Genomic DNA, 24587 nt, shown 5'->3' on the forward strand with positions numbered 1-24587 from the left:
ATGGCCGCTCCAGCCTTGCCGGCAAGGCCTGCGGCCGCGTGTGCCGGCGCGGATTGCTCCGAGGACAATTGCCGTGCGGTGCTTGCCAGGTGGTGCCGACGCCAGGTGGTCCGTGCAGCCGCCGACGGGCACATCGCGCGATAGGGATGGCGCGTTAACGTTTGTGAATTGCCGCGCGTCGGCCCAAGGTATCGACCACGGCATCGATGGCACGGACCGGCACCGTGCACAGCGTCGCGCAGCCGTGATCCGAGTTGTTCTGCCGTGTTGATGGAATCGTTCTGCACGCGTGCAGTGCGGTAGGCGTTTCGACTTTTTCCACGTTCCAGGGCTTGCGACGCACCCCTGTCGGCATCATTGTTTAGCGGCATTGCGGTGTGACAGGCCGCGCAATTTTCAAGCGTACCGTCTCAGACCAAGTCAACCTGACGCACCGAGTGAACCCCGACGCAATGTACAAGCTCTATTCGATGCAGCGCTCCGGCAACAGCTACAAGGTCCGGCTGGCGCTTGCGGTGCTGAACACGCCATACGAGGCGATCGAAATCGACATCCTGCGCGGCGAGAGCCGCACCCCGGACTTCCTGGCCAAGAATCCGAGCGGCCAGGTGCCGTTGCTCGAGGTTGCCGAAGGCCGTCATCTCGCCGAGTCCAACGCTATCCTCTGGTACGTCGCGATCGGCACGCCGCTGGCGCCGGAGTCGCGGATCGAGCGCGCCGAGGCGCTGCAATGGATGTTCTTCGAGCAGCACGCGCTGGAGCCGAATATCGGCGCCGCCTATTTCTGGCTGTCGCTGGTCAAGGGCGGGCGCGACCTGCAGACGCACGCGCTGGAGGACTGGATGGAGCGCGGTTATGCGGCGCTGCAGGTGATGGAGAATCACCTCAAGGGGCACGCGTTTTTCGCGGCCGAGCAGTTCACGGTCGCCGACATCGCGCTCTACGGCTACACCCACGCCGCCGACCGCTGCGACTTCGACCTGGCGACCTTTCCGTCGATCCGCGCCTGGCTCAAACGGGTCGAGCAGACCCCCGGATTTGTCTCGATGGATTGGCGGCCCGGTGCCGCGGCCGAGCCCCAGGCGCGCCTAGTGGCAGGCGTTTGAACACCAGGGTCTGAATTCCGGGAGTAGCGGGGAAATTGCCCAAATAACGGGCAAAACCCTCGCCGAGGCCGCATTTTCGCCGTTTTCGGCGGGCCTCGCCGCCGCAATGTTGCCGGTGACGCTGGGCAGATTCGCTCGGATGTCGCGAGTGATTCGCTCGCGGCCTGAGGGATTTACACCATGAAACGGTGGTCCGGCACGGCAGGCTTCCATGGCCGCCCTGCCCCAGTGGCATCATCCCGCCTGACCAACGCGATCGCCGCGTCGCTCGCGCTTGGCGCACTGACGCTGTGCCTCGTCGTCGCCGTGACGCTACTGGCGAGCAACATCAGCATGGCGACATCGATCCCGGCGTAATCCAGCAATTTCCATTTGGCACCTGATCCGCGGCAAGGCGCGGGAGAGACAGCGGCGCGACATGATGAAGACCCCCGTCGGACTTGTGACCGTGACGCTGTCGGCGGCGATCCTGTTTGCGGCCTCGCTCCTGATCGTGACCGGCACGCAGGGCGAAGACCGCGCGCACCCGGCGCACGTCACGACGCCTGCCGCCAAACCGGCCCCGCACCGCTAGACTAGCGCAAGCGCGCTAGCTCCATTTGTGGAAGATGAAGAACGCGCCGGCGGCGATGAAGGCAAATCCGAGCGCGTGATTCCAGCCCAGCGGCTCCTTCAGATACAACACCGAGAAGCCGGCGAACACGACCAGCGTGATCACCTCCTGCATGGTCTTGAGCTGCGCCGCGCTATAGATCTCGCTGCCCCAGCGATTGGCCGGCACCGCCAGCCAGTATTCGAAGAAGGCGATGGCCCAGCTCACCATGATGACGATGGGGAGCGAATGATCCTTGAACTTGAGATGGCCGTACCAGGCGAAGGTCATGAAGACGTTCGAGGCAAACAGCATCAGGATCGGCAGCAGCGAAGGCGAAATGGCGGGCATCGATGTCCTCTTTCAAGCAAAGCACGCGGTAACCCGCAGGCCCGGAACCGGGCTGCATGCCGATCTGCATATCATTTGATTTGAAAGCAGCGAAAGCTGGTTCGGCCGTCGCAAGGCCGGCTTAACGGTCGGGACCGAAATGCCGGCGCCGTTGCGGCACTGTCGTCAAACTGCGGCTTTATCGTGTGTTCGACAGACAACGAGAACGCGCATGCGGTTCGATTGGCGTGGAATTTCAGGTCCGGCGCTGACGGCGATCACGGCGCTTGCCGCCTTCCTGATCGATCGTCTCGTCGTCGCGGTCCCCAATCCCGCGCCGCTGTTCGTCTGCATCGTTGCGCTGGCGAGCTCGATCAGCGGCATCACCTCCGGAGTGGTCTCCGCCGCGATTGCGGTGGCCGGCTCGGCGCTGTTTTTTCTCGATCATCGCGCGCTGCCCGGCTACGACGCCGCCGACGTCGCGCGGATGTTGATGCTGGCCGCGACCGCGGCCGGCACCGCTCTCATCACCGGAATGCTGCGGCAGAAATGGATCGACGCCTTTGCCGCGGACCAGCAGCATCACGCCACCTCGGAGCGGCTCGCCGCCGCGCTCGACCAAGTCGACATCGGCATCGTGCTGCTCGACGCCGACACCCGCGCCGAATTCATCAACCGCGCCTTCCGGGAATATTTCGCGCTCTCCGACGCGCAGGCCGACAGCAAGCCGCCGTTCGTCGCACTGATGTATCATGGCCGCGACACCGGCGCCTACGAATTGCCGGAAGACGAGCTGAGCGCGTTCATCGCCGAGCGCATCGCGATGATGCGATCAGGCGATTCCACGCCGATCAACCTCAATCTCGCCGACGGCCAGGTGCTGCGCTTCAGCTGCACCGCGCTGCCCGACGGCGGCCGCATGCTGAGCTATACGCCGGTGACCGACCTTGTGCGCCACACCGACGATCCGGCCAGGGCCGGCGAATATCGCGCGCAGCGCGCCGGGCGCGAACGCCATCTGGCGCGGCTGCTGCGCGCCGCCGAATGAGGCGCAACTTCGTCGGCAATTGATCCCACGCGATAGCGACGGTAGAACTTTCGCGAGCGATGCGCAGGCATCGTGCAACGCGGGATCATCCAAGGTTCGTTCATGTCCGACGACGTCACCATCCGCTTCGTCACGCGCGACGATTACGCCCAGTGGCTTCCTCTGTGGGACGGCTACAACGCCTTCTATGAACGGTCAGGACCGACCGCGCTCGCGCCCGAGATCACCGCGATGACGTGGCAGCGCTTCTTCGATGCCTACGAGCCGGTGCATGCGCTGGTCGCCGACGCCGGCGGCAAGCTGCTCGGCCTGACGCACTATCTGTTTCACCGCTCGACCACGGCGATCGCGCCAACCTGCTATCTGCAGGATCTCTTCACCAGCCAGGCCGCGCGCGGCAAGGGCGTCGGCCGCGCCTTGATCAACGGCGTCTACGCGCAGGCGAAACTCGCCGGATCGCCGCGCGTCTACTGGCAAACGCATGAGACCAACCACACCGCGATGCAGCTTTATGACAGGGTCGCGGACAAGCCCGGCTTCGTTATCTATCGCAAGATCATCTGAGCGCGCCTGCGCCGCCTGTGGATGGAATGGAGATGTCACCGGCGCGTTACAAAGCCCGGCTAGGCTTCCGCTTGCGCAAGATCAGGCCCCCCGTCTCAGATCTTCGCCCCGAGCGGTCCCCGTCAGTCGCCGCGTCTGACCGGGACCGCTTTTTTTGTGACATTGCCGTCCGTGATAGGTGCAATGCGTGATCGGCGGTAGGGCGGCACCTTGCCGCCCCTCGGCGTGCTTGTCACAATGCACGGCATCCCTCGCCTATCCCACAGGATTGTCTCATGGAAATTCGTAATCTCGGCGGCTCCGGCCTGCGCGTGTCAGCGGTCGGCATCGGCTGCAACAATTTCGGCCAGCGCACCGATCTGGAAACCTCGCGCAAGGTGATCCACAAGGCGATCGATCTCGGCATCACCCTGTTCGACACCGCCGACATCTATGCGGGCATGGGCGGCTCGGAGACCGTGCTCGGCACCGTGCTGGGCGATCGCCGCAAGGACATCGTCCTCGCCACGAAATTCTCCAAGCCGATGGCGACCGACGGCACCAAGCAGGGCGCCTCCCGGCGCTACATCATGTCGGCGGTCGAAGCGAGCCTCACCCGCCTGAAGACCGACTATATCGATCTCTACCAGCAGCACGATTATGATCCGCTGACCCCGATCGACGAGACGCTGCGCGCACTCGACGATCTCGTGCGCCAGGGCAAGGTGCGCTACATCGGCAACTCCAACTTCCCGGCATGGCGGATCGCGGAGGCCGAATATGTCGCGCGCGAGCTGAACGTGAACCGCTTCGTATCCTGCCAGGACGAATACAGCCTCGTGGTGCGCGGCATCGAGAAGGATCTCTTGCCCGCCGCGCAGCAATACAATCTCGGCCTGCTGCCGTTCTTCCCACTCGCCAGCGGCCTGTTGACCGGAAAATACCAGCGCGGCGCCGCTGCCCCCGCCGACACCCGCTTCGCCAAGGCGCCGGCCTTGAAGGACCGCTACGTCACACCGCGCAACGAGGATATCGTCGAGAAGCTGCAGGCCTTTGCACAGGAGCGCGGCCACACCATGCTCGAGCTCGCCTTCTCCTGGCTCGCCGCCCGCCCGCAAGTCGCAAGCGTCATCGCCGGCGCGACGCGCGTCGAACAGGTCGAGCAGAACGTCAAGGCGATCAGCTGGAAGCTGAGCGCGGAGGAGATGGCGGAGATCGATCGGATTACGAAGGGTTAGGCCCGCTTGAGCTGCAGTCACAATTGTCGTCCCTGCGAAAGCAGGAACCCATAACCACAAATGCCTGTGATTACGCCGCACTGGGGCCACAGCGTGCTCCAACAGCACCAACGGTGGTTATGGGTCCCGGCTCGCGCTTCGCTTGGCCGGGACGACAGCGTGGTTGGGACACTCGCTTTAAGTAACCAGCCCCTTCATCGGTTTCACCGGGGCGCTATCCGGAAACACCGCATCGGCCAGCACGCGCTCGCCGAGGCCGAACTGGTCGTGCAGCACGCCCTTGATCACGGCGCGCAGATCGGTGGTCGGGGCGAGGTCGCGGGCCTGGTAGAGATTGGCGGGCTTCAGGCCCGGCCAGTCGGTGATCATCCGGCCGCCGTTCACCGCACCGCCGGCGAGCAGCGCGATGGTGCCGGTGCCGTGGTCGGTGCCCTCGGTGCCGTTGATGCGCGCGGTGCGGCCGAACTCGGTGGCGACCACGATCACGGTGTCGCGCCAGCGCGCACCTAAGCCGCTCTGAAATTCCGCCAGCGCGCCGTCGAGACCGCCGAGCAGCTGCGCGAGCCGGCCGACCGGCCCGCCTTCGTTGGCATGCGTATCCCAGCCGTCGAACGCCAGCGCGCCGATCCGCGGACCGTCATCCGCCGCCATCAGCTTGGCGGCGCCGCGTGCCACCAGCCGCATCGCCGCCACGCCGCCTGCGCCAGGCTGCGGCTTCATCTCGTTGCCCTGCGCCTGCTTCTCGAGCTGCAAGCCCTGGGTCAGCGCGCTCGCCAGCGTCGGATCGCGATGCTGGTAGAGATCGAGCAGCCGGATCGCGGTGTCGTCGGCGGCCTGCGGCAGCGCAGTCGGCGCCCAGCCGACGGTCGGCGCTGCGCCGCGCAACACCAGCGGCGTGGTCGGGCCGACCGCAAGCGCGCTCGTCACCCGCTCGCCCTTCGGCAATGCTTCGAGCGCGCGGTTGAGCCAGCCGGACTGCACGCGGCCGGGACCAGGGAAGCCGCTCTCCAGCACATCCTGGCCGTCGAAATGCGAGCGATCGCGATAGGAGGTCGCAACCGCATGAACCACCGCGGCCTGCTTGGCGCGATACATCCGCGCGAATTCCGGCATCGCCGGATGCAGGCCGAAGAAGGGATCGAGCATCACCGCCGCGTTCGGTCCGTCAGCCTTCAGCGCGATCGCGCCGTGCAGGCCGGCATAATCCGGGTCGCCGACCGGCGCCACGGTGGCAAGGCCATCGAGCGCGCCGCGCAGGATGATGGTGACGAAGCGCGGATCGCGGCCATCGGCGGCGCGCGCGAATTTCGGCAGATAGGCCCAGGCCGCGAAGGAGGCGCCGCCGAGCAGCAGCGCACGCCGCGACGTCGCCTGCAGCATCAAGCTCTCGGAGCAATCCATGGTCATCTCCTCTGGAATTCCGGCGACATCAGCAGCAGCGCCAGCGCCTGCTGCCGCGATTCCGCGCGCTCGATGGTGCGCCGCGTCTCGACCGACGCGGCATCCGCCGCAATCAACTCGAGCAGGTCGCGCGGGTCGAACCGGTCGGCGAGCTGGGAGGCAAGCTGCGCCGAGATGTCGAGCCTGAGCTTGATGCCTTCAGGCGCGGCCCAGGCCGCCGCGGTATCCGGGAAACCGTTCGGCCCGGCCGGCGACCACAGCGGCTGGCCGAGCACGTTGAGGCCGTTGAGATAACGGCCCGGGTCCTCCGGATTGCGCGCCAGCAGACGGCCGGAGGCGAGCAGGAATTCGTAAGGTGAGCGCATCTTTGTGAGTGGCGCCTGCCACGCCTCGCTCGACTGAACGAGCGCGGTGGCCAGCGCCCTGAGATCGCCGTCGGTTCTGGTGAAGGTGTCCTGCAGCTTCGCCACCAGCGCCGGCGGCGGATCGTCGGCCACGAAATGACGGGCGAACTTGGTCGCGATGAACTTCGCTGTCGAGGGATGCCGCGCGATATCCGATAGCACCGCCTCGCCCTGCGCGAGGCCGGTTTGCGCATAGGTTTTGCCCAGCACCTGCTGCGGCCCGGGCTGATGCGCATTGGCGTTGAACACGAAGCTTCCGGGGGTGCCGAGCTGGCCGCGGCGGCCGGCAAAGGTCCAGCCGGTGATGACGCGCGCCAGCGCGGTCACGTCGTCCTGGGTATAGCCGCCGCCGACGCCGAGCGTATGCAGCTCCATGATCTCGCGCGCCAGATTCTCGTTCAGGCCGCGGTTGCGATTGATGCCGGCACGCGACTCCGGACCCAGCGATTGCTGGTTGTCGAGAAAGAACAGCATCGCCGGATGCTGCTCGACCGCCTTCAGCATGTCCGAGAAACGGCCGAGCACGTGCGGGCGGATCGCCTCGCGTTCGAACGAGCCGGCCCACATCCGCGCCAGCGCGCCCTTGTTGGCCGAGATGCAGAAGTGGTTGGACCAGAACGCCACCAGCCGCTCGACGAAACCGCAATCGGCGACCACGCCGCGTTGCAGCCGCGCCAGCGCCTCGGCGCGGAACGTCTTCTGGATGATGTTGAGCGGCTGCGCCGCCGGCTTGGGTGGACCAGCCGGCGGCTGCATCGTCGGAGGCTGCATCGTCGCAGACGGCATCATCGCTGCATTGGCGCTGTCGGCCGCCTGCGGCTGCATCGTCGGATCCTTCCCGGCGATCTCCTTGGCGGCCGAGGACAGCGACAGATTCCGCCGCTGCGGCGGCTTCGCGTCCGGCCCCTGCGGCGGCGTCTCGCTCGCGCCTTGCTGCGCGGCCTTCGCGGCATTGCGCGCCTGCTGGATCTCGAACTGATAGTCGAACACCTGCTTGCCGAGCTCCGGCGTCGAAAGCAGGCTCGGCACTTCGAGCAGCGCGCCGTTCGGACGCGCCAGTTCCGCCAGCACGAAACCGCGCGGATCGGAGGCCGCGTTGATGAAGTCGCCGGCCGCCCCGCCGCGGGCGCCAAATCCAAATCGGTTGAGAGCAATCAGCGCGGCTTGCGAATCACGGGCCATCAGAATTCCCTTAACGGCCTATCCCGGCTATATCAGTTGCCCGGCATCATAGCGCGGTCCGGGATGAACCCGAGATTAATTCGCGCATTAAATCGCGGTTAGAATGGACCTCACGTCACACGATCGTTCCGAAGCAGCTGCTCCGCGCCGGCTTGCCTGCAAGGCATGCGGCAGCGAATTCTCCTGCTCGCTCACGGGATCGTGCTGGTGCTCCGACGAAAGCTTTCGCCTGCCGATGCCGACCGACAGCAGCGACTGCCTCTGCCCCGCATGCTTGCGGAAGCTGGCGGAACAGCAGACAGCAGCGAGCACCACGTGAACGCACCCTGGACCGTCGACGCCGTCCTGCTCGACATGGACGGCACGCTGCTCGACACCGAGAAGGTCTACTTCGACAGCCTGGTCGCGGCGCTGAATGCATGCGGCTACACCGATGGCGTCGTCACGCTGTGCCATGCCATGGTCGGGCTCCCCGGCCCGGTCTGCGAAGCGATGCTGCGCGATCATTACGGCGCGGCGTTTCCGCTCGAGGCCGTCAACCGGGCCTTCCTCGAACACCGCGATCGGATGATGCGCTCGGGCCTGCCGCTCAAATCAGGCACGCTCGATCTGCTCGACGCCATCGCCGCCGCGGAGCGACCGATGGCCATCGTCACCTCGTCGTCGCGCCGCTCGGCCGAGCGCAACCTGACGCTTGCCGGCATCCGCAGTCGCTTCGAGACGCTGCTGACGCTCGACGACGTCGCACAGGGTAAGCCGGATCCGGAACTCTATCTCAAGGCCGCCGCGCGGCTCGGTGTGGCACCGGCGGCCTGCATCGCCGTGGAAGACTCCAACCACGGCGTAACCGCCGCCCACGCCGCCGGCGCGATCACGCTGATGGTGCCGGACATGGCACCGCCGACCGAAGCGACGCGCGCGAATTGCGCGGCGGTGCTGCCGGACCTCAATGCGGTGCTGGCACTGCTGCAGGAGCGCGGCGCGCTTTAGCCGTTCCGAGCACTTCGGGTGCCACGCTGGCGGGTTACGCCGGAGCCGTCATCGGACCGTGCTTTTTGCACAGACCCGGTGGGCTAACCCACCGTACGGAGCACCGTGATCCCGCTTAGATCGTTCGCACTTTCGATGACTTCGCTGTCTTTGCGCGTTTCACTGCGACGTAATTATCGTGCGCCGCGTGACGGCTGTGCGTCTTCGCGTCCAGCGCCGCGTGCCGCGTTTTGGCGCCGCCGCGATGAGCGGCATATTCCTGGCCATCGATAGGCGCCAGATGCGGGGGATCAAAATCGAGATAGGGGCGCGCGACGCCAAACTCCTTGCCGTGCGCGTCGACCCATTTCCAGAGCTTTTCCGACGATCTCCAACGGTCGTCACGCGTCGCGCCGTCGATGCTGACGATGTCGGCGGCGAGACCATGGCCGTAGCCGCCACGGAGGCTGCCGCCGTGATACGACCTGTTGCTGGCCGCCTTCAGCCCGCTTGCAATCGACTGGCGGTAGTCATCGCGGAACGCGCTGGTGATACCGGGCGACAGGCCGGCCTGTTCCGCCGCGAGAAGTGCACGGAAGAGCTTCAGCTTGAAGCTCCGATCGACGCCTCCCATGACGTAGTCCATCATGGGCATGCTGGCTCTTTCGGCCGCCTTGGTGTCCTTCCAGGCGAAATCCTCATCGACTAGTCTGGTGAAGGTTCTGGTGACCGTCACCATCTTCTTCTTTCTCTTGACCGTCACCTCCCTCTGCTCCGGCACCTTGATGGTGTCTTCCTTGGGCGTCCTTTGGTAGAGCGCCCACAGATAGCGATCGATGCAGGCATTGACGTCCCAGCACTCGTCGAGGATTTCGACGGAGTCCACCGCCGGCTTGACCACGCGAGGCTCCGGATCCGGCGTGTTCGCTGCCGGCGCCTGCAGCGGTGGGATGTCCGGCGGCAGCGCCGGATCGGTCAACGCGGCCTCGACGACAGGTTCCGTCTCGTGCGCGGTCGGCACAGCATGGGCGGTCGCCACCGCTTCCTGTTCGCTCATGGTCACGGCATGAGAGCCATCGACGGCAGCATTCGACGTGGCCGTTGCCGGCGATATCGCCGATACGTCATCGGCGACGACAGCGGGTGCGCGGGGCTCATCAACTGATGCACCGGTGACTGACGCATCGGTGACTGACGCACCGATCTTCTCGATGCCAGCCGAACCGGACGCCGCAAACCACGAGACAATGCAGCCCGACAGAACGACCGTCCCGCCCAACGCCGCCGCCCGCACCCGCCGCGAGTTCATCATCCCAGCCTCCACGGGCTCCTCGGGAGCCAAGATTGCAAGCATGTGACGATGCGGATTGTCTGCTCAGGGCGTGGTCGCGCAATGGCGAATGAAGGTTAACGCCCCATCTTTCCGAATGATGTTGCCCGAATGCAACTCGGGCCCTACCCCCGTTTTCGCCGCGGCTTTGCCAGCGCCGTCTCGATCAGCGTACGCGCGGCCTCGCCGGCGGTTTCGTGTAGCTCGCGTCGCGACGCAGATGAGATCAGGTCGAATAGCACTCGCGCTGCGCCCTCCCGGCGAACGATGCCCGCTACCCCAGATGCCGCACCGTGGCTTGCCGGCATATCTGCGGTGACGGTGGAGGGACTCGCCGCCCGCAGGCGCGTCGCAAAAAGATCGAAAACAACCCCATGCAAAGGAGTCGGCGGCTGCCCGCATCCGACACGGCAACTTGACCCGTCGGGCAAATCAGGGATATATTTCCAATATTCCGAAATCGTGTAAGTGCCCCTTCGCCTTCAATGCGCCCGCGTCTCGGCTTCGGCAGTGCCGTCTTGATCACCCCGCGCGGCCGCGCTGCCCGACCTCAACGCGGTGCCGGCGCTGCTGCAAGAACGATCCGCGCTTTAGTCGTCAGTGCGAGCGAAGCGAAGCAATCCATCTTCCCGCATATGCGGAGCGATGGATTGCTTCGTCGCTTCGCTACTCGCAATGGCGGAGGCCGATCGGCCAGGCGCGGTCCGCTTCTGAGGATGCAAGCGGATGCCGGTTTGCTCGAGCGTCATCAGCCGCCCTTGACCCATAGCGAACCTCTCACGATCCGCTATCATGCAAACATTGGACTGTAGCGTGGAGGCAGCTTGTTCCCCGATCCCACCCTCACATGGCGGCCATATCCGTCGATTATCGACGGCATCGAACGCCCACCTTATGTTTTCGACCAAGGACTTTGGCGCGGCGTTCTCTACCTCATCGTCCTGGCACCGAATCCTGGTCGTCGCGCTTATGGCATCGAAATCGACTGCGAAATTTATGCGGGTTTCGATGAAATGATATATTCGGCGGCTGATCATGGGGACAGAGCGGGAGTGTATGATGGAGGTGTTTATGTCAAGGAGGCCGAAAACTCCGCCTTGCTGAATGCGTATACCGCTATTGATCCAGTTGGTCGGAAACCACGGCTTTCTCCTTCGTCGGTAGCGATCGCTGTTATGAGGTGCTGGGCTTCTCTGAACCGTTCATCCGACCATTCGCCGGTCCGGAAGAGGCGTATGCGTGGGGGCCTTCGAGACAGGATGCACCGCCGGATTTCCACCAGCCATCCCTCAAGAAAGCTGTGTATTCGCCGACGACGGCATCTTCCATTCGGTCCGGATTCTATGCCGCCTCTTGAGAGCGTGACAGGCGCGACTGGCTATATGGGCACACGCTCTAACCCCGCTTACGCACCGGCTTCGCCAGCGCCGTCTCGATCAACGTACGCGCGGCCTCGCCGGCGGTCTCCATGTAGCTTGCGTCGCGGTGCAGCAGCACGACGGCGAACGATCCGTCCAGCAGCAGCAGGATCTGCCGCGCCAGTTTCAGCGGGTCGGCGATGCCCTGCTCAGCGAAGGTCGCGCGCAGCCAGTCCTCGAACTTCTTCTTGTGCGCGGCGCCGATCCGGATCGCGGGATGGCCGGGCATGTTGGCGAGCTCGGCGGAGGTGCGCAGGAAGCCGCAGCCCTTCCATTTCGGATGCCGCGCCGAGCGCGCAAGGTTCTTGAAGATCGCCTCGACCTTCACCGGCAGCCCGCCCTCGGCCTCGGCAAACCATGTCCGGAACAGCGCGAGATTGGGCTGGTCGCGCGCGGCGAGATAGGCGGCGACGAGGTCGTCCTTGCTCTTGAAGTGATAATACAGCGTGCGCTTGGTGAGGCCGGCCTTGGCGGCCACCTCGTCGAGACTGACGCGGCGGATGCCTTCACTGTAGAACAGCGCATTCGCCGCCTGGACGATGCGCGCGCGGGTGGGCTCGGAGGGTCTGGGCATCCGTCGTATGTATACTCACCAGTGAATATACACAAATTCTGGCAGCCTTTAAGTTCGGCGCCACGAACACCCATGCCGGAGACTGCGCCATGCCCGACCCCATCCTGCTCGCAATCGACGACGGGATCGCCCTGATCACACTGAACCGCCCCGCGCAGCTCAACGCGCTCAATTACCAGCTGATCGATCAGCTGATGGCGGCGCTCGACCGCATCGAGGGCGACGCCGGCGTGCGCGCCGTGATCCTGACCGGCGCCGGCGAACGCGCCTTCTCGGCGGGCGCCGACATCAAGGAATTTTCGGAGAGCGCCAAGCAGAGTGCCGCGGTCGCGGTGCGCGACTTCGTCCGCCGCGGCCAGGCCATGACCGCGCGGCTCGAAGCGTTGAAGAAACCTGTCATCGCCGCGGTCAACGGGCTCGCCTTCGGCGGCGGCTGCGAGATCACCGAGGCGGTGCATCTCGCCATTGCCAGCGACCGTGCGCTGTTCGCAAAACCCGAGATCAAGCTCGGCATGCCCCCGACCTTCGGCGGCACGCAGCGGTTGCCGCGGCTGGCGGGACGCAAGCGCGCCCTGGAACTGCTGCTGGCCGGCGATCCGTTCCCGCCCGAGCACGCACGCGAGATCGGGCTGATCAACCGGATCGTGCCGCACGATCAATTGCTGGCCGCCGCGCGCGAGCTCGCCGGCCGCATCGTCAGGCATTCGCCCGATGCCGTCGCCGGCACCATCACCGCGGTGACGCGCGGGCTCAACATGCCGATTGCCGAGGGCCTGCTGGTCGAGAGCGAGCAGTTCGCCGCGCTGGTGCCGAGCCGCGACCTCGCCGAGGGGCTCGCGGCGTGGAAGGAACGGCGGTCGGCGAAGTATGTCGGGGCGTGAGCGCCGCTGGTACCACATCCGTCATTGCGAGCGAAGCGAAGCAATCCCTGTCCCCACGCGGGGAAACATGGATTGCTTCGTCGCTTCGCTCCTCGCAATGACGGCGAAGGAGACCTGCGCCCTACCGCACCACCGCCGCGGTCTGCCCGAACAGCAGCTTGCGCTCTTCCTCGGTGCGGATCGCGGGCTGGCCGAAGTTCGGGTTGACCTCCTTCGCCTTTGCATAGGCGCGCTCGGTCGCCGGGCGCTTGCCGATCGTCTCCAGCCAGCGCTTCAGATGCGGGAAGTCGTCGATCTCCTGGCCCTGGTTCTTGTAAGGCACGACCCAGGGATAGCTTGCCATGTCGGCGATCGAATAGTCGCCGGCGATGAATTCGCGGTCGGCGAGCCGCTTGTTGAGCACGCCGTACAGCCGGTTGGTCTCGTTGACATAGCGATCGATCGCGTAAGGCAGCTTCTCGACCGCGTAGTTACGGAAGTGATGGTTCTGCCCGGCCATCGGCCCGAGCCCACCCATTTGCCAGAACGTCCACTGGATCGCGTCATAGCGGCCGTAGAGATCTGCGGCCAGGAATTTTCCGGTCTTCTCGGCAAGGTAGAGCAGGATCGCGCCGGATTCGAACAGAGAGATCGGCTTGCCGCCGCCCTTCGGCGCGTGATCGACGATCGCCGGAATACGGTTGTTCGGCGCGACCTGCAGGAAGTCCGGCTTGAACTGATCGCCCTTGCCGATGTTCACCGGGAAGATCTTGTATTCGAGGCCGGTCTCCTCGAGGAACATCGTGATCTTGTGACCGTTCGGCGTGGACCAATAGTGGAGATCGATCATGGGCGTGATCCTGCATTTGCTGGGATTGCTGACGCATCGGCGAGAAAGATGCGAATGCATGGAGTTGGCGACATAACCGCACCCAAGTCAATGGCGCGCCATTGCGCCGCGCGCGAATGTGATCTGCAATCAACGCAAGCGACCGATTGAGCTGCGCCCCGATTGCTCCTAGGCTGGCGTGGTTGGTATTAAAAAAAATTTCAAAACATAGGGGATTATGATGACACGGGATTTGGCACGACGTGAATTTCTGAAGGGCTCGGCGGCGATCGCCGGCGCCGCGGCAGCGGGTGCATTCTCCTGCGTCGAGATCGCGAGCGCGGCACCGATCGAGGTGCCGACCGTCGACAAGCTCTCGATCCGCGTGCTGGTGGATTCCAGCTACGATTTGTTCTTCAAGCCGAAACAGTCGGGCGGTGTCACGATCGCGCCGCCGCCGCGCGGAGCCGACTACCAGAAGTCGCTGCACAATGAATGGGGCCTGTCGCTGTGGCTGGAGTCGGAAGCCAAGGGCGCGCAGCGTACGCTGATGCTCGACTATGGCTATACGCCGGACGTGCTGCTCAACAACATGGCGCTGGTCGGCGTCGATCCGGCGAAGATCGACGCGCTGATCGTGAGCCACGGGCATTACGACCATTTCGGCGGCCTCAACGGCTTCCTAGACAAATTCCGCGACAAGCTGCCGGCCGACGTGAAGCTCTATGCCGGCGGCGAGGACAATTTCTGCCACCGGGTCAGCGCAACGCCGACCAAGGGCCAGTTCACCGATTTCGGCACGCTGGATCGGCGCCAACTCGCGGCGCAACGCATCACGACGGTGCTGTGCGAATCTCCGACCGTGATCGCCGGTCACGCCTTCACCACCGGCAAGATCAACCGCCGCAGCATCGAGCGCGTGCTGCCCAACACCTGGGTCGAGTTCAGCATGAAGGACGGGCTCGGCTGCAATGCCAGCCACTATCTGCCGGCCGAGCTCGAGGGCAAGATCGTGCCCGACGAGCACATCCACGAGCACGCCACCTGCTTCAACGTGCGGGACTTCGGCCTCGTCGTGATCTCGTCCTGCGGCCATGTCGGCATCGTCAATTCGGTGAAGCAGGCGCAGGAAGTCTCCGGCATCCAGAAGGTGCACGCGATAGTCGGCGGCTTCCATCTCGGACCGGCGCCGAAGGACTACCTCACCGAGGTGGTCGCCGAGATCAAGAAGCTCGACCCCGACGTGGTGGTCCCGATGCACTGTTCCGGGCTCAATTTTGTGCAGGAGGCGACTGCGCAGATGGGCGACAAGGTGCTGGTCACCACCACCGGCAGCCGGCTCTCCTTCGGCATATGATCCGACCGATCCTGCGCGTCATTGCATGCGCTGGCGCGGCCCTGGCTTGCGCCGGCCTGTGGCTGGCGCCGGCGCTGGCCGGCGATGCGCCGGCGCCATCGGCGCGCTGGGCCGCCGAGATCATGGACATCCTGATGTGGAACAGGGAGCCGGTCGGCGGCCCGTTCGCACTGACCGATCAGGCCGGCCATGCGCGCACCGACAAGGAGTTCCGCGGCAAACTGATGCTGGTCTATTTCGGCTTCACCTATTGCCCCGACGTCTGCCCGACCGATCTGCAGGCGATCGGGCTCGCGCTCGACAAGCTCGGTCCTGACGGCGATCAGGTGCAGCCGATCTTCATCACGGTCGATCCCGAGCGCGACACCGCAGCGCATCTCGCCGAATACGTGCCGATGTTTCACCCTCGGCTGATCGGGCTGACCGGCAGTGGTGAGGCGATCCGCAAGGTCGCCGATGCCTACAAGGTCTACTACGCCCGCGTGCCGCTCAAGGACGCCGGCGACTACACCGTCGACCATACCGCCTACATCTATTTGATGGACCGCGACGGCAATTATCTCGGCTTCTTTCCGCCGGGCACATCGGCCGACCGCATGGTCGAGATCATCCGGCCGCGGCTCGCCGAGCCGGCGCGCTAGTGCCGCGACGGGACCGCCCACCCCTCCCGCTTGCGGGAGAGGTGAAGGGAGTTCGCGGATAGGCCATCAATGCATCCGCCCATGCGCGCGCAAGAAGGTCTCGCCGGTTTCAGTCACCATCACCCGCATGCCCTCGACCGAGGGACGGCGCGCGACATAGCCGCGGTCGAAGGCGTCTTCCCAGATCGTCAGCCGCGGGCATGAGGTGCGCCAGACCTCGAGCACCTCGGCATAGGGCCGCGGCTCGCGCGCGACCCATTCCACGAGATCGAGCACCAGGGCGTCTGTGGTCTCACTCATTTGCTCCTCGCCGGGGTCAGCAGGGATTCAAAATCGACTCCGGTATTTCTGCGCTGCTTGGCCTCTGCCGGCAAACTGAGTTATCTTGCCCTTGCATCAGTTTTCCTGAGGGTTCATGCGGCGGCTGCTCTTTCTCAACGGCATCAAGGCATTCGAGGCCGCGGCGCGGACCGGCAGCTTCGCCGCCGCAGGCAGCGAGCTCAACGTCTCGGCCGCCGCGATCAGCCGGATGGTGCATCTCCTGGAGGAGCGGCTCGGCGTCGCACTGTTCGAGCGCAAGGCCAATCGCCTCGTTACGACACAGGCCGGCCGCGCCTATCAGGGCGGGCTGACGCCAATCTTCGACGCATTGGCGAGCCTCACCGCGCAGGTCACGGCGTCGGCGAGCGCGCGCGTGCTGACCGTCGGCGTCGGCCCGACGTTTGCGCTGAAATGGATGATCCCGCACCTCGCCGAGTTCCGCAAAGCGGAGCCCGACATCGAGGTGCGGATCACGACCGGCGGCATGGCGGTGCCGTTCGCCGACGACTGGAGCTGCGGCATCCAGCTCGGCGACGGCCAGTGGCCGGGGCTCGTCGCCGACCTGATGCCGGTGTGCACCGCGCGGCTTGCCAACATCCTCAAGCGTCCCGGCGACCTGAAGGGGCCGAGCCTGATCCGCGTCGCGCATTCGCCCGACGACTGGCCGTCCTGGCTGAAGGCCGCGGGCGTGCCGCGGGTGACGGCGCGCGGTCCGGAATTCCAGTTCTACGGCCAGGCGCTGCAGGCAGCGAGCGACGGGCTCGGGATCGCGATGGGCATCCGGCCCTATATCGATGACGATCTCGCCGCTGGCCGGCTGGTGGCGCCGTTTGCACTCAGCGTGCCGAAGGGGATGCGCTGGTATCTCGTCTATCGCGGCTTCCACGCCGAACAGCGCGATTTCGCCGCGTTCCGACGCTGGATCATCCGCGCCGCCGCGGAACCCGCCGCGCGCCGCAAGGGAGCGCGCAATGCCTGACGAGAGGATCGACACGCTGGTGATCGGCGGCGGCCAGGCCGGGCTCACCATGAGCCATCGGCTGAAGCAGCGCGGCATCGCCCATCTGGTGCTGGAGCGGCGGCGGATCGCAGAACGCTGGCGCAGCGAACGCTGGGACGGCCTCATGTTCCAGTTTCCGAACTGGTCGGTGCGGCTGCCGGAGTTTGCGTTTCCGCACAGCGATCCCGACGGCTTCTCGGACACCGCCTCCATCATCGCCTTCATCGAGGACTACGCCGCCTTCGTCGCGCCGCCGATCCGCTGCGGCGTCGAGGTCACCAGGCTGCGCCGCGACGCCGATGGCTTCCTCGCCGAGATTGCCGGCGGCAGCATCGCCGCCCGCAACGTCGTCATCGCCACCGGCCCCTATCAGCGGCCGCTGCGGCCCGGCGTGCTGGACGGTCATCCCGGGCTGTTTCAGGTCCACGCCAGCGGTTACAAGAATCCCGCGCAATTGCCCGACGGTGCGGTGCTGGTGATCGGCGCCGGCGCCTCGGGCGCGCAGATCACCGACGAGCTGGTGCGCGCCGGCCGCCGCGTCTTCCTCTCGGTCGGGCGTCACAACCGCCTGCCGCGCCGCTATCGCGGCCGCGACCTGTTCTGGTGGCTGGCCGAGATGGGCGTCGACGAGACGCCGGTCGAGCAGCGCGGCCCGTCGCGCCTGCTGCCGGTGATTACGGGCGCCCATGGCGGCCACACCATCGATTTCCGCCGCTTCGCCGCCGACGGCGTGACGCTGCTCGGCCGCGTGACGGCGGCGCGCGACGGCGTGCTCGAGATCGCGCCCGATCTCACCACCAACATCCCCAATGGCGACGCCTACTACGCGACATTCCTCGGAATCGTCGACGACTTCATCGCGGCACGCGGCCTCGATCATCCCGACGATCCCTTGGCGCGCCTCCGCCTGCCCGATCCGCCGTGCCTCACTGCGCCGCTGCGCACGATCGACCTGCGCACGGAGCGGATCAGCAGCGTGATTTGGGCCACCGGCTATGGGCTCGATCTGGACTGGATCGACATGCCGGTGCTGGACGCCGATGGAGCACCACGACATCGCCACGGCGTCTCCGACGTGCCGGGCCTGTATTTTCTCGGCCTGCAATGGCTGTCGAAGATGAAATCCTCGTTCCTGTCGGGCGTCGGCGACGACGCGGCTGTGCTCGCCGATCACATCGCGGCTCGCAGCTAGCGCGTTGGTGCGGTTCGCCTGAAGAAACCGCGTCAAAACAAAGAGCTGGAACTCCTTGGCCCGTCGGAAATAAACCGCGCGACTTGTGATCTGGTTCACATTGGGCGCCGCGCGCCCATGCTTCCTATGAGAAGGGGCATCCCGAGGTCGCCATGATTTACAGCGGTTTTGAGATCAAGTCGTTCGAAATGGGGAAGGGGCAATGGCACGCCAGGATTCAACGGGTCGATCAAAGGCCGGTCGTCATCGATGGCATGCCGTTTCCGACGCTCGACATCGGCTTTGCGTGGTCCGATCCGGATGCGGCGATCGACGACGCGAAGCGGACTATCGACCGGTTCCCACATCGGTATGGCATGACAATGCCGTCGGCGTGACCGGCAACGTCGTGGTCGCGATCGTCCCACAATGCCAGCCGGATCCGGTCTGGCCGGCGCAGGTCAGCACCAGCTGCCCGGAATGCGCCGCCCGGCTCTCGCTGCTGCGCGTGATTCCCGGCCGCGCCGCCGAATACTGGACCATGCGCTGCGACGGCTGCGGCGGGATCCATCTCGACATCGTCGACCTGCCCCGGGCCTGACGGCCGCGAACGCGCTGCCTGCTGACACCCTGCTGTCAGCAGCCGCGCCTGGGCGCCAATCCAGCCGTCGATTGCCCTTTTCTCGCTGCCGGACTCGTCCCATATTCCTGATATGGCGAAGACACCGAACACTCCGAAAAAGCCCGGCAAATCCCCCAAATCCAAGGCACACCGGCCTGAGGTCCAACCGATCGGACCGGCGCTTGCCGAACTGCTCAATCCCGCGATCAACCGCGGCGATGCCGGCATGGGTTCGGGCACCGGCCTGCAGCCGCCGCCGGACAATTCCTGGGACCGCCGCGCCGGCGGCGAGGCCGCCGCGCATCGCGCGCGGGCGTCGACGCGCGAGACCAGCGAGGACGTCGCCAGGCGTGACGCGTCCGGCCTCGAGGAAGCCCCGCAGGCCAATTACGGCACCTCGGCCACCATACCGACCCTCGATCCGGAACTGGCGCGGCAGCTCGGCCTGCCGACCGCCGAGGACGATGACGAGGCGCTCGCCCGTCCGCCGCGCAGCAAGATGGAGGCGCTCGGCGTCAAGGCGACCGCCGACGCGCTCGAGAACCTGATCCGCGAAGGCCGCCCGGAATTCCGCAGGGACGACGGCTCGATGCGGGTGTGGACCCCGCACCGGCCGCCGCGCCCGGAGAAATCCGAAGGCGGCGTGCGGTTCGAGATCAAGTCCGCCTACGAACCGAAGGGCGACCAGCCCACCGCGATCGCGGAGTTGGTCGAGGGCATCAACCGCAACGACCGCACCCAGGTGCTGCTCGGCGTCACCGGCTCGGGCAAGACCTACACCATGGCCAAGGTGATCGAGGCGACGCAGCGCCCGGCGCTGATCCTGGCGCCGAACAAGACCCTGGCTGCGCAGCTCTATGGCGAGTTCAAGAGCTTCTTCCCCGACAACGCGGTCGAGTATTTCGTCAGCTATTACGACTACTACCAGCCGGAAGCCTACGTTCCGCGCACCGACACCTACATCGAAAAGGATTCCTCGATCAACGAGCAGATCGACCGCATGCGCCATTCGGCGACGCGCGCGCTGCTCGAGCGCGACGACGTCATCATCGTTGCCTCGGTGTCCTGCATCTACGGTATCGGCTCGGTCGAAACCTACACCGCGATGACCTTCGCGCTGAAGAAGGGCGAGCGTATCGACCAGCGGCAGCTGATCGCCGACCTGGTCGCGCTTCAGTACAAGCGCACCCAGGCCGACTTTACCCGCGGCACCTTCCGCGTCCGCGGCGACGTCATCGATATCTTCCCGGCGCACTATGAGGACCGCGCCTGGCGCGTGAACCTGTTCGGCGATACCATCGAGACTATCGAGGAGTTCGATCCGCTCACCGGCCACAAGCAGGACGAGCTCGAATTCATCAAGATGTACGCCAATTCGCACTATGTGACGCCGCGCCCGACGCTGGTGCAGGCGATCAAGTCGATCAAATCAGAATTGAAGATGCGGCTCGACCAGCTCAACGACCAGGGCCGGCTGCTGGAGGCGCAGCGGCTGGAGCAGCGCACCACCTTCGATCTCGAGATGATGGAGGCGACCGGAAGCTGCGCCGGCATCGAGAACTATTCGCGCTACCTCACCGGCCGCCGCCCCGGCGAGCCGCCGCCGACGCTGTTCGAATACGTGCCCGACAACGCGCTGGTTTTCGCCGACGAGAGCCACGTCACCGTGCCGCAGATCGGCGGCATGTTCCGCGGCGACTTCCGCCGCAAGGCGACATTGGCCGAATACGGCTTCCGCCTGCCCTCCTGCATGGACAACCGCCCGCTCCGCTTCGAGGAATGGGACATGATGCGGCCGCAGACGGTCGCGGTGTCGGCGACGCCGAGCGGCTGGGAGCTCAATGAAAGCGGTGGTGTGTTCGTCGAGCAGGTGATCCGCCCGACCGGGCTGATTGATCCTCCGGTCAATATCCGCCCCGCCCGCACCCAGGTCGACGATCTCGTCGGCGAGGTCCGCGCCACCGCGCAGGCCGGCTACCGCTCGCTGATCACGGTGCTCACGAAGCGCATGGCGGAGGACCTCACTGAATATCTGCATGAACAGGGCATCCGCGTCCGCTACATGCACTCGGATATCGACACCATCGAGCGCATCGAGATTATCCGGGATCTCAGGCTCGGCGCGTTCGACGCGCTGGTTGGCATCAATTTGCTGCGCGAGGGCCTCGACATTCCCGAATGCGCGCTGGTCGCGATCCTCGACGCCGACAAGGAAGGGTTTTTGCGCAGCGAGACATCCTTGATCCAGACCATCGGCCGCGCCGCGCGCAACGTCGACGGCAAGGTGATCCTCTATGCCGACCAGATGACCGGCTCGATGGAGCGCGCCATCGCCGAGACCAACCGCCGCCGCGAGAAGCAGGTCGAGTACAATACTGAACATGGCATCACGCCGGAGAGCGTGAAGAAGTCGATCGGCGACATCCTCAACTCGGTCTACGAGCGCGACCATGTGCTGGTCGAGATCGGTGACGGCGGCAAGGGGAATTCGTGGGCCGACGACGTGATCTCGATCGGGCACAATTTCGAGGCCGTCCTGAGCGACCTCGAAACACGGATGCGCGAGGCCGCTGCCGATCTGAACTTCGAGGAAGCTGCCCGGCTCCGCGACGAGGTCAAACGGCTGCGCGCCACCGAGATGGCCGTGGTCGATGATCCGACCGCCAAGCAGCGCAACGTGCAGAAGCAGGCCGGCGCCTATGCCGGCACCCGGAAATACGGAGACGCCGCCAACCTGCCGGTCGCCGCGCTGAAGAACAAGACCGCGCAGACCTCGCTCAAGGCGAGCCGCGGCGGCAAGTCCGGCTCACGGGTGCACAAGCCCGACCTCGACGAGATGCACGGCCCGGAATCGCTGCCCTTCCGCCCGAGCGGCGCGCTGCCGGCCAAACCGTTCGGCACGACGAGCCGCATCATCCAGCCGAACGACTCGCGACAATCAGGGCCGGAGTTCGGGCCGGCGCCGCGGAGCAGCGGGGGAGCGCCCGGCAAGCGCGGCGGGTGGAAGAAGCGGTAGACCATGACGCGTGCCGAGCTTCTCGCCTTCCTGCGAATGCATCGGCTCGCTGTGGTCAGCACGGTCCACGACGGCGATACCAGAACCTCCGCGCCGATCCTCGTGCCGCGCTGGTGATCGGCTGGGACGCCGAGCAGACTGCGCAGCTCGAGGGCATCGCCGACTTGCCGACCGGTGCGGAATTGGCTGTGTGCAAGCAGGTGTATTTCGCGACGTGGCCCGACGGCCCGCAGCGGGAGGCCTGGCCGAACATCAGCTATGTCCGCGTGAGGCCGCGCTCGGTGAGGTTCAGCGATTTTGGCGCGGTGCCGGCGCGGATCGAGGAGATGCAGCTCCGTTGATCAGCCTGCCGCATAGCCGGCGAGCGCTACGGCTGGACGAAGAACATCACATAGAGCGCGAGGCCGATCGCCAGAAACGACGCCACGACGGCAAACCAGTTGTACTTGATGCCGCGCGCAAAGATTGCGTTCTTCGCGAACAACAGGACAAGACCGATAAAGATCGCTGCGAAGATCTTGCCCCAGAACAGCTTCAGAAGGTGCAGATCCGCGAATGACATCCTCGCCTCGGGCTGGCTTTCGCTGAAGCCGCAGGCTCCTGCCGACACAGCTTGCTATCACGACAGGGGTTGTCATGGAAACGGAGGCCGCCGCAACGGCACCAGATCACGCGACATCGAACGCCGGATGATAGCTAACATCCCCTTTCGGCGGCTCGCCCTTCAGCACAAGCCGCTGAAAGTACGGGCTCGGCGCACCGCCATAGGTCAGCGCGGGATCGCTGACGAAGCCGAAGCGGCTGTAATAGGAGGGGTCGCCGAGCAGGACGCAGCCGTCGGCGTTCAGTGCCGCGAGGCGTGCAAGGCCCTCGCGGATCAGCGCACCGCCGATGCCCTGGCGTTGCATGTCCGGTACGACCGAGACCGGGCCGAGGCCGTACCAGCGCCCGGCGGCGCGATCGATCTGCACCGGCGAGAAGGCGACGTGGCCGACGATGCTGGCGTCATCGGATACAGCCGCCAGCGAGATCGTCAGCGCGCCGGCCTGGCGCAGCGCCGCGACGATGCGGGCTTCGGTGCCGCTGCTGTGAGGTGCGTTCGCGAATGCGGCGGCCGTGACGCGGCTGATCGCCGCGGCGTCTTCGTCACGTTCATCTCTGATCTGCATTCCGGCAGGTTAAGGCTGATCGGCGGAGCGGCGCAAGGCGGCGCATCACCGCACGCTGACCACCGCGACCGCCAGCAGCGACATCATGATCATCGTCGTCACAAGTTGCCGCGAGACGCTGGGCTGCGCGCGCCACTGCGCGATCTTCTCGGACAACGACAGGCTGGCGTCGAAGAACATCGGCGCGTAGGCGTGCGCGAACCGCTTTGGAAACTTTGCCGCAAGCAATGGCGAGATCGCGGCAGAGAAGAGCGAGGCCAGCACGACAAAGATCGCGGCGCCATAGCGTTCGCCGACGATCTCACGGGCACCGAGGATCTTCAGCGCCAGCACGGCGACGGCGAAGGTCGGCAGCCCCTGCAGGATGGCGGTGAGCGCAAAGCCTTCGAGCCGGTCCTGCGCGGAAGATTTCGGTGCAGCGATGGCATTCATGGCGGCGATCCCTTCTCAATCGGGTAATCCGATGCCGCCACGCTAGCCGCGCGGCCTCGCCTGCGGCGTGATGCAGGTCACGCCGGAAACGGGATCGTTACCTACGGGTCTGTTTGATCTGCGAAGCGGAATCTCACCCACGTCGTCCCGGGCAAGCGCAGCGCGACCCGGGACCCATAACCACAGGCAGGAATTGTTGTCCCGCGCAGTGGCCCCAGCATGCTTCAACAACGTAACCCTGTGGTTATGGGTCCCGGCGTTCGCCGGGACGACGGCGGAATATGCCGCGCCGCCTCGCCCCCTACCCCGACCGCCTGTTGCTGGTGTTCTGAATCAGATTGCCGTGCGCGGCCTGCTCGCGGATGTTGTGCTTCTCGTCGTCACGATGGCCCTTGGTGGTGTCGAGGGGAACGCCGGGGGCGCTGCCGACGCCCTTGTGGCTTTTGTTGTCGTCGGGAACGGGCTGGATGGTCTTGTTCAGTGGCTTCGTCATCATCGTCTCCGGTACGCAACGAGACAACGCCGCCCGTGCGGGCGGCGTTCCCGGAAATGAGACTACACAACCGGTCGGGCGTTACAGCTTGTCCTGCTGCGAGGGCTGCGCCTGTTGCTGCTGGCGCTGGCGTGCCTGCTCGTTGGCGTGGTGGCGGCCGTAGAGGCATCCGGCGGCGGCGCCGAGCATACCGTGATGGCCGGCATAATGACCGGCGACACCGCCGACGACAGCGCCCTTGATGCAGCCCTTAGCGTCGGCGGGCGAGATGGCCGCAAACGCACTGACGGCAATGGCGGAAGCGAGAAGAAGGGATTTCATGATACGGCTCCAATGGAATTCTCAAGGCATCAACGGCTGAGCCGCCCCGCCGGTTCCCGCCGCTTCGCGGGTTCACGATCGATCTCGTGACCGGCGAGGCCGCGCCAACGGACTAGTTAGAACGTAACGCGGTTCGATCGACGAAGGCAGCCTGCTCCCTCCCCGCAAGCGGGAGAGGTGCACGCAGTCTGCGGCAAGATCAGTTCAACCTGACTTCATT

Annotated in this window: 28 protein-coding genes; 16 read left to right on the plus strand and 12 right to left on the minus strand. The window is 65.5% G+C overall.

From position 1 onward, the window contains the following. Nucleotides 1-452 precede the first annotated feature (452 nt). From HAP47_RS33585 to HAP47_RS33595, 3 genes are all read left to right on the plus strand, one after another. The gene (locus HAP47_RS33585; RefSeq protein WP_173642991.1) at nucleotides 453-1106 is read left to right on the plus strand and encodes a glutathione S-transferase family protein; all 654 of its coding nucleotides are present in this window, start codon (nucleotides 453-455) and stop codon (nucleotides 1104-1106) included. Nucleotides 1107-1286: 180 nt separating this feature from the next. Next, nucleotides 1287-1463: a hypothetical protein gene (locus HAP47_RS33590; protein WP_173640895.1), complete on the plus strand. Its 177-nt coding sequence runs from the start codon at nucleotides 1287-1289 to the stop codon at nucleotides 1461-1463. 61 nt (nucleotides 1464-1524) lie between these two features. Further along, a complete protein-coding gene (locus tag HAP47_RS33595) occupies nucleotides 1525-1680 on the plus strand; it encodes a hypothetical protein (RefSeq protein ID WP_176396271.1) in 156 nt (51 codons plus the stop codon). A gap of 15 nt (nucleotides 1681-1695) precedes the next feature. Here the strand turns inward: HAP47_RS33595 and HAP47_RS33600 are convergent, their stop codons facing one another. Then, complete coding sequence (locus HAP47_RS33600; protein WP_173640894.1) at nucleotides 1696-2049, minus strand: DMT family protein; 354 nt, start codon at nucleotides 2047-2049, stop codon at nucleotides 1696-1698. A 211-nt stretch (nucleotides 2050-2260) separates the two neighbouring features. Between HAP47_RS33600 and HAP47_RS33605 the strand changes: the two genes are divergently transcribed. The 3 genes from HAP47_RS33605 to HAP47_RS33615 all read left to right on the plus strand — a co-directional run bounded on the left by HAP47_RS33605 (nucleotide 2261) and on the right by HAP47_RS33615 (nucleotide 4857). Further along, a complete protein-coding gene (locus HAP47_RS33605; protein WP_173640893.1) occupies nucleotides 2261-3076 on the plus strand; it encodes a PAS domain-containing protein in 816 nt (271 codons plus the stop codon). Nucleotides 3077-3178: 102 nt separating this feature from the next. Continuing rightward, a complete protein-coding gene (locus HAP47_RS33610) occupies nucleotides 3179-3640 on the plus strand; it encodes a GNAT family N-acetyltransferase (protein ID WP_173640892.1) in 462 nt (153 codons plus the stop codon). Between the two features lie 275 nt (nucleotides 3641-3915). Then, complete coding sequence (locus HAP47_RS33615) at nucleotides 3916-4857, plus strand: aldo/keto reductase (protein ID WP_173640891.1); 942 nt, start codon at nucleotides 3916-3918, stop codon at nucleotides 4855-4857. 177 nt (nucleotides 4858-5034) lie between these two features. Here HAP47_RS33615 and HAP47_RS33620 read toward each other — a convergent pair whose 3' ends face one another. Both HAP47_RS33620 and HAP47_RS33625 read right to left on the minus strand, forming a co-directional pair. After that, nucleotides 5035-6264, minus strand: a complete 1230-nt coding sequence (locus HAP47_RS33620; protein ID WP_173640890.1) for a DUF1501 domain-containing protein — start codon at nucleotides 6262-6264, stop codon at nucleotides 5035-5037. Then, nucleotides 6261-7844 carry a DUF1800 domain-containing protein gene (locus HAP47_RS33625; RefSeq protein WP_173640889.1) on the minus strand — a complete coding sequence of 528 codons (1584 nt, stop codon included), beginning with the start codon at nucleotides 7842-7844 and terminating at the stop codon, nucleotides 6261-6263. Before HAP47_RS33625 ends, HAP47_RS33620 begins: the two co-directional genes overlap by 4 nt. 315 nt (nucleotides 7845-8159) lie before the next feature. Between HAP47_RS33625 and HAP47_RS33635 the strand changes: the two genes are divergently transcribed. Next, nucleotides 8160-8834 (plus strand): HAD family hydrolase, encoded by a 675-nt coding sequence (locus HAP47_RS33635; protein WP_173642990.1) that lies wholly within the window; start codon nucleotides 8160-8162, stop codon nucleotides 8832-8834. A gap of 115 nt (nucleotides 8835-8949) precedes the next feature. On the opposite strand, the gene HAP47_RS33640 is transcribed toward HAP47_RS33635, so the two are convergent. Both HAP47_RS33640 and HAP47_RS33645 read right to left on the minus strand, forming a co-directional pair. Then, the gene (locus HAP47_RS33640; protein ID WP_173640888.1) at nucleotides 8950-10125 is read right to left on the minus strand and encodes a peptidase M15; all 1176 of its coding nucleotides are present in this window, start codon (nucleotides 10123-10125) and stop codon (nucleotides 8950-8952) included. Nucleotides 10126-11538: 1413 nt separating this feature from the next. Continuing rightward, nucleotides 11539-12135 (minus strand): TetR/AcrR family transcriptional regulator, encoded by a 597-nt coding sequence (locus HAP47_RS33645; RefSeq protein WP_173640887.1) that lies wholly within the window; start codon nucleotides 12133-12135, stop codon nucleotides 11539-11541. A gap of 89 nt (nucleotides 12136-12224) precedes the next feature. Here HAP47_RS33645 and HAP47_RS33650 point away from each other — a divergent pair, with 89 nt between their 5' ends. Then, nucleotides 12225-13016: a crotonase/enoyl-CoA hydratase family protein gene (locus HAP47_RS33650; protein WP_173640886.1), complete on the plus strand. Its 792-nt coding sequence runs from the start codon at nucleotides 12225-12227 to the stop codon at nucleotides 13014-13016. A gap of 121 nt (nucleotides 13017-13137) precedes the next feature. On the opposite strand, the gene HAP47_RS33655 is transcribed toward HAP47_RS33650, so the two are convergent. Next, a complete protein-coding gene (locus HAP47_RS33655; protein ID WP_173640885.1) occupies nucleotides 13138-13845 on the minus strand; it encodes a glutathione S-transferase N-terminal domain-containing protein in 708 nt (235 codons plus the stop codon). 220 nt (nucleotides 13846-14065) lie between these two features. On the opposite strand from HAP47_RS33655, the gene HAP47_RS33660 reads away from it, so the two are divergent. Together HAP47_RS33660 and HAP47_RS33665 are read left to right on the plus strand one after the other, a co-directional pair. Next, nucleotides 14066-15181: an MBL fold metallo-hydrolase gene (locus tag HAP47_RS33660; RefSeq protein WP_173640884.1), complete on the plus strand. Its 1116-nt coding sequence runs from the start codon at nucleotides 14066-14068 to the stop codon at nucleotides 15179-15181. Then, nucleotides 15178-15822, plus strand: a complete 645-nt coding sequence (locus HAP47_RS33665) for an SCO family protein (RefSeq protein WP_173640883.1) — start codon at nucleotides 15178-15180, stop codon at nucleotides 15820-15822. The genes HAP47_RS33660 and HAP47_RS33665 overlap by 4 nt, the downstream gene beginning before the upstream one ends. A 66-nt stretch (nucleotides 15823-15888) precedes the next feature. Here the strand turns inward: HAP47_RS33665 and HAP47_RS33670 are convergent, their stop codons facing one another. Further along, nucleotides 15889-16122 carry a hypothetical protein gene (locus HAP47_RS33670; RefSeq protein WP_173640882.1) on the minus strand — a complete coding sequence of 78 codons (234 nt, stop codon included), beginning with the start codon at nucleotides 16120-16122 and terminating at the stop codon, nucleotides 15889-15891. 115 nt (nucleotides 16123-16237) lie between these two features. On the opposite strand from HAP47_RS33670, the gene HAP47_RS33675 reads away from it, so the two are divergent. The 6 genes from HAP47_RS33675 (at nucleotide 16238) to HAP47_RS33700 (ending at nucleotide 22293) form a co-directional block, all read left to right on the plus strand. Next, the gene (locus HAP47_RS33675) at nucleotides 16238-17122 is read left to right on the plus strand and encodes a LysR substrate-binding domain-containing protein (protein WP_173640881.1); all 885 of its coding nucleotides are present in this window, start codon (nucleotides 16238-16240) and stop codon (nucleotides 17120-17122) included. Beyond that, entirely contained in the window at nucleotides 17115-18335 is a 1221-nt protein-coding gene (locus HAP47_RS33680) for an NAD(P)-binding domain-containing protein (RefSeq protein WP_173640880.1), read from the plus strand. The genes HAP47_RS33675 and HAP47_RS33680 overlap by 8 nt, the downstream gene beginning before the upstream one ends. Before the next feature lie 152 nt (nucleotides 18336-18487). After that, on the plus strand, nucleotides 18488-18712 hold the full coding sequence (locus HAP47_RS33685) for a hypothetical protein (RefSeq protein ID WP_173640879.1): 225 nt from the start codon (nucleotides 18488-18490) through the stop codon (nucleotides 18710-18712). After that, nucleotides 18709-18915 carry a hypothetical protein gene (locus tag HAP47_RS33690; protein WP_371821697.1) on the plus strand — a complete coding sequence of 69 codons (207 nt, stop codon included), beginning with the start codon at nucleotides 18709-18711 and terminating at the stop codon, nucleotides 18913-18915. Before HAP47_RS33685 ends, HAP47_RS33690 begins: the two co-directional genes overlap by 4 nt. A 112-nt stretch (nucleotides 18916-19027) precedes the next feature. Next, a complete protein-coding gene (gene uvrB / locus HAP47_RS33695; RefSeq protein WP_173640878.1) occupies nucleotides 19028-21952 on the plus strand; it encodes an excinuclease ABC subunit UvrB in 2925 nt (974 codons plus the stop codon). A 113-nt stretch (nucleotides 21953-22065) separates the two neighbouring features. Then, on the plus strand, nucleotides 22066-22293 hold the full coding sequence (locus tag HAP47_RS33700) for a hypothetical protein (RefSeq protein ID WP_231168545.1): 228 nt from the start codon (nucleotides 22066-22068) through the stop codon (nucleotides 22291-22293). 26 nt (nucleotides 22294-22319) lie between these two features. Here HAP47_RS33700 and HAP47_RS33705 read toward each other — a convergent pair whose 3' ends face one another. The 5 genes from HAP47_RS33705 to HAP47_RS33725 form a co-directional block, all read right to left on the minus strand. Beyond that, nucleotides 22320-22514 (minus strand): hypothetical protein, encoded by a 195-nt coding sequence (locus HAP47_RS33705; RefSeq protein ID WP_173640877.1) that lies wholly within the window; start codon nucleotides 22512-22514, stop codon nucleotides 22320-22322. A gap of 106 nt (nucleotides 22515-22620) precedes the next feature. Beyond that, complete coding sequence (locus HAP47_RS33710) at nucleotides 22621-23121, minus strand: GNAT family N-acetyltransferase (protein ID WP_173640876.1); 501 nt, start codon at nucleotides 23119-23121, stop codon at nucleotides 22621-22623. A 45-nt stretch (nucleotides 23122-23166) separates the two neighbouring features. Then, nucleotides 23167-23553, minus strand: coding sequence for a hypothetical protein (locus tag HAP47_RS33715; protein ID WP_173640875.1), 387 nt, complete (start codon nucleotides 23551-23553; stop codon nucleotides 23167-23169). Nucleotides 23554-23854: 301 nt separating this feature from the next. Further along, nucleotides 23855-24046 (minus strand): hypothetical protein, encoded by a 192-nt coding sequence (locus HAP47_RS33720; RefSeq protein WP_231168546.1) that lies wholly within the window; start codon nucleotides 24044-24046, stop codon nucleotides 23855-23857. 81 nt (nucleotides 24047-24127) lie between these two features. Continuing rightward, nucleotides 24128-24367, minus strand: a complete 240-nt coding sequence (locus tag HAP47_RS33725) for a hypothetical protein (RefSeq protein ID WP_173640873.1) — start codon at nucleotides 24365-24367, stop codon at nucleotides 24128-24130. Between the last annotated feature and the right edge of the window lie 220 nt (nucleotides 24368-24587).

The sequence above is a fragment of the Bradyrhizobium sp. 41S5 genome, from assembly GCF_011516665.3.
GTDB lineage: Bacteria > Pseudomonadota > Alphaproteobacteria > Rhizobiales > Xanthobacteraceae > Bradyrhizobium > Bradyrhizobium quebecense.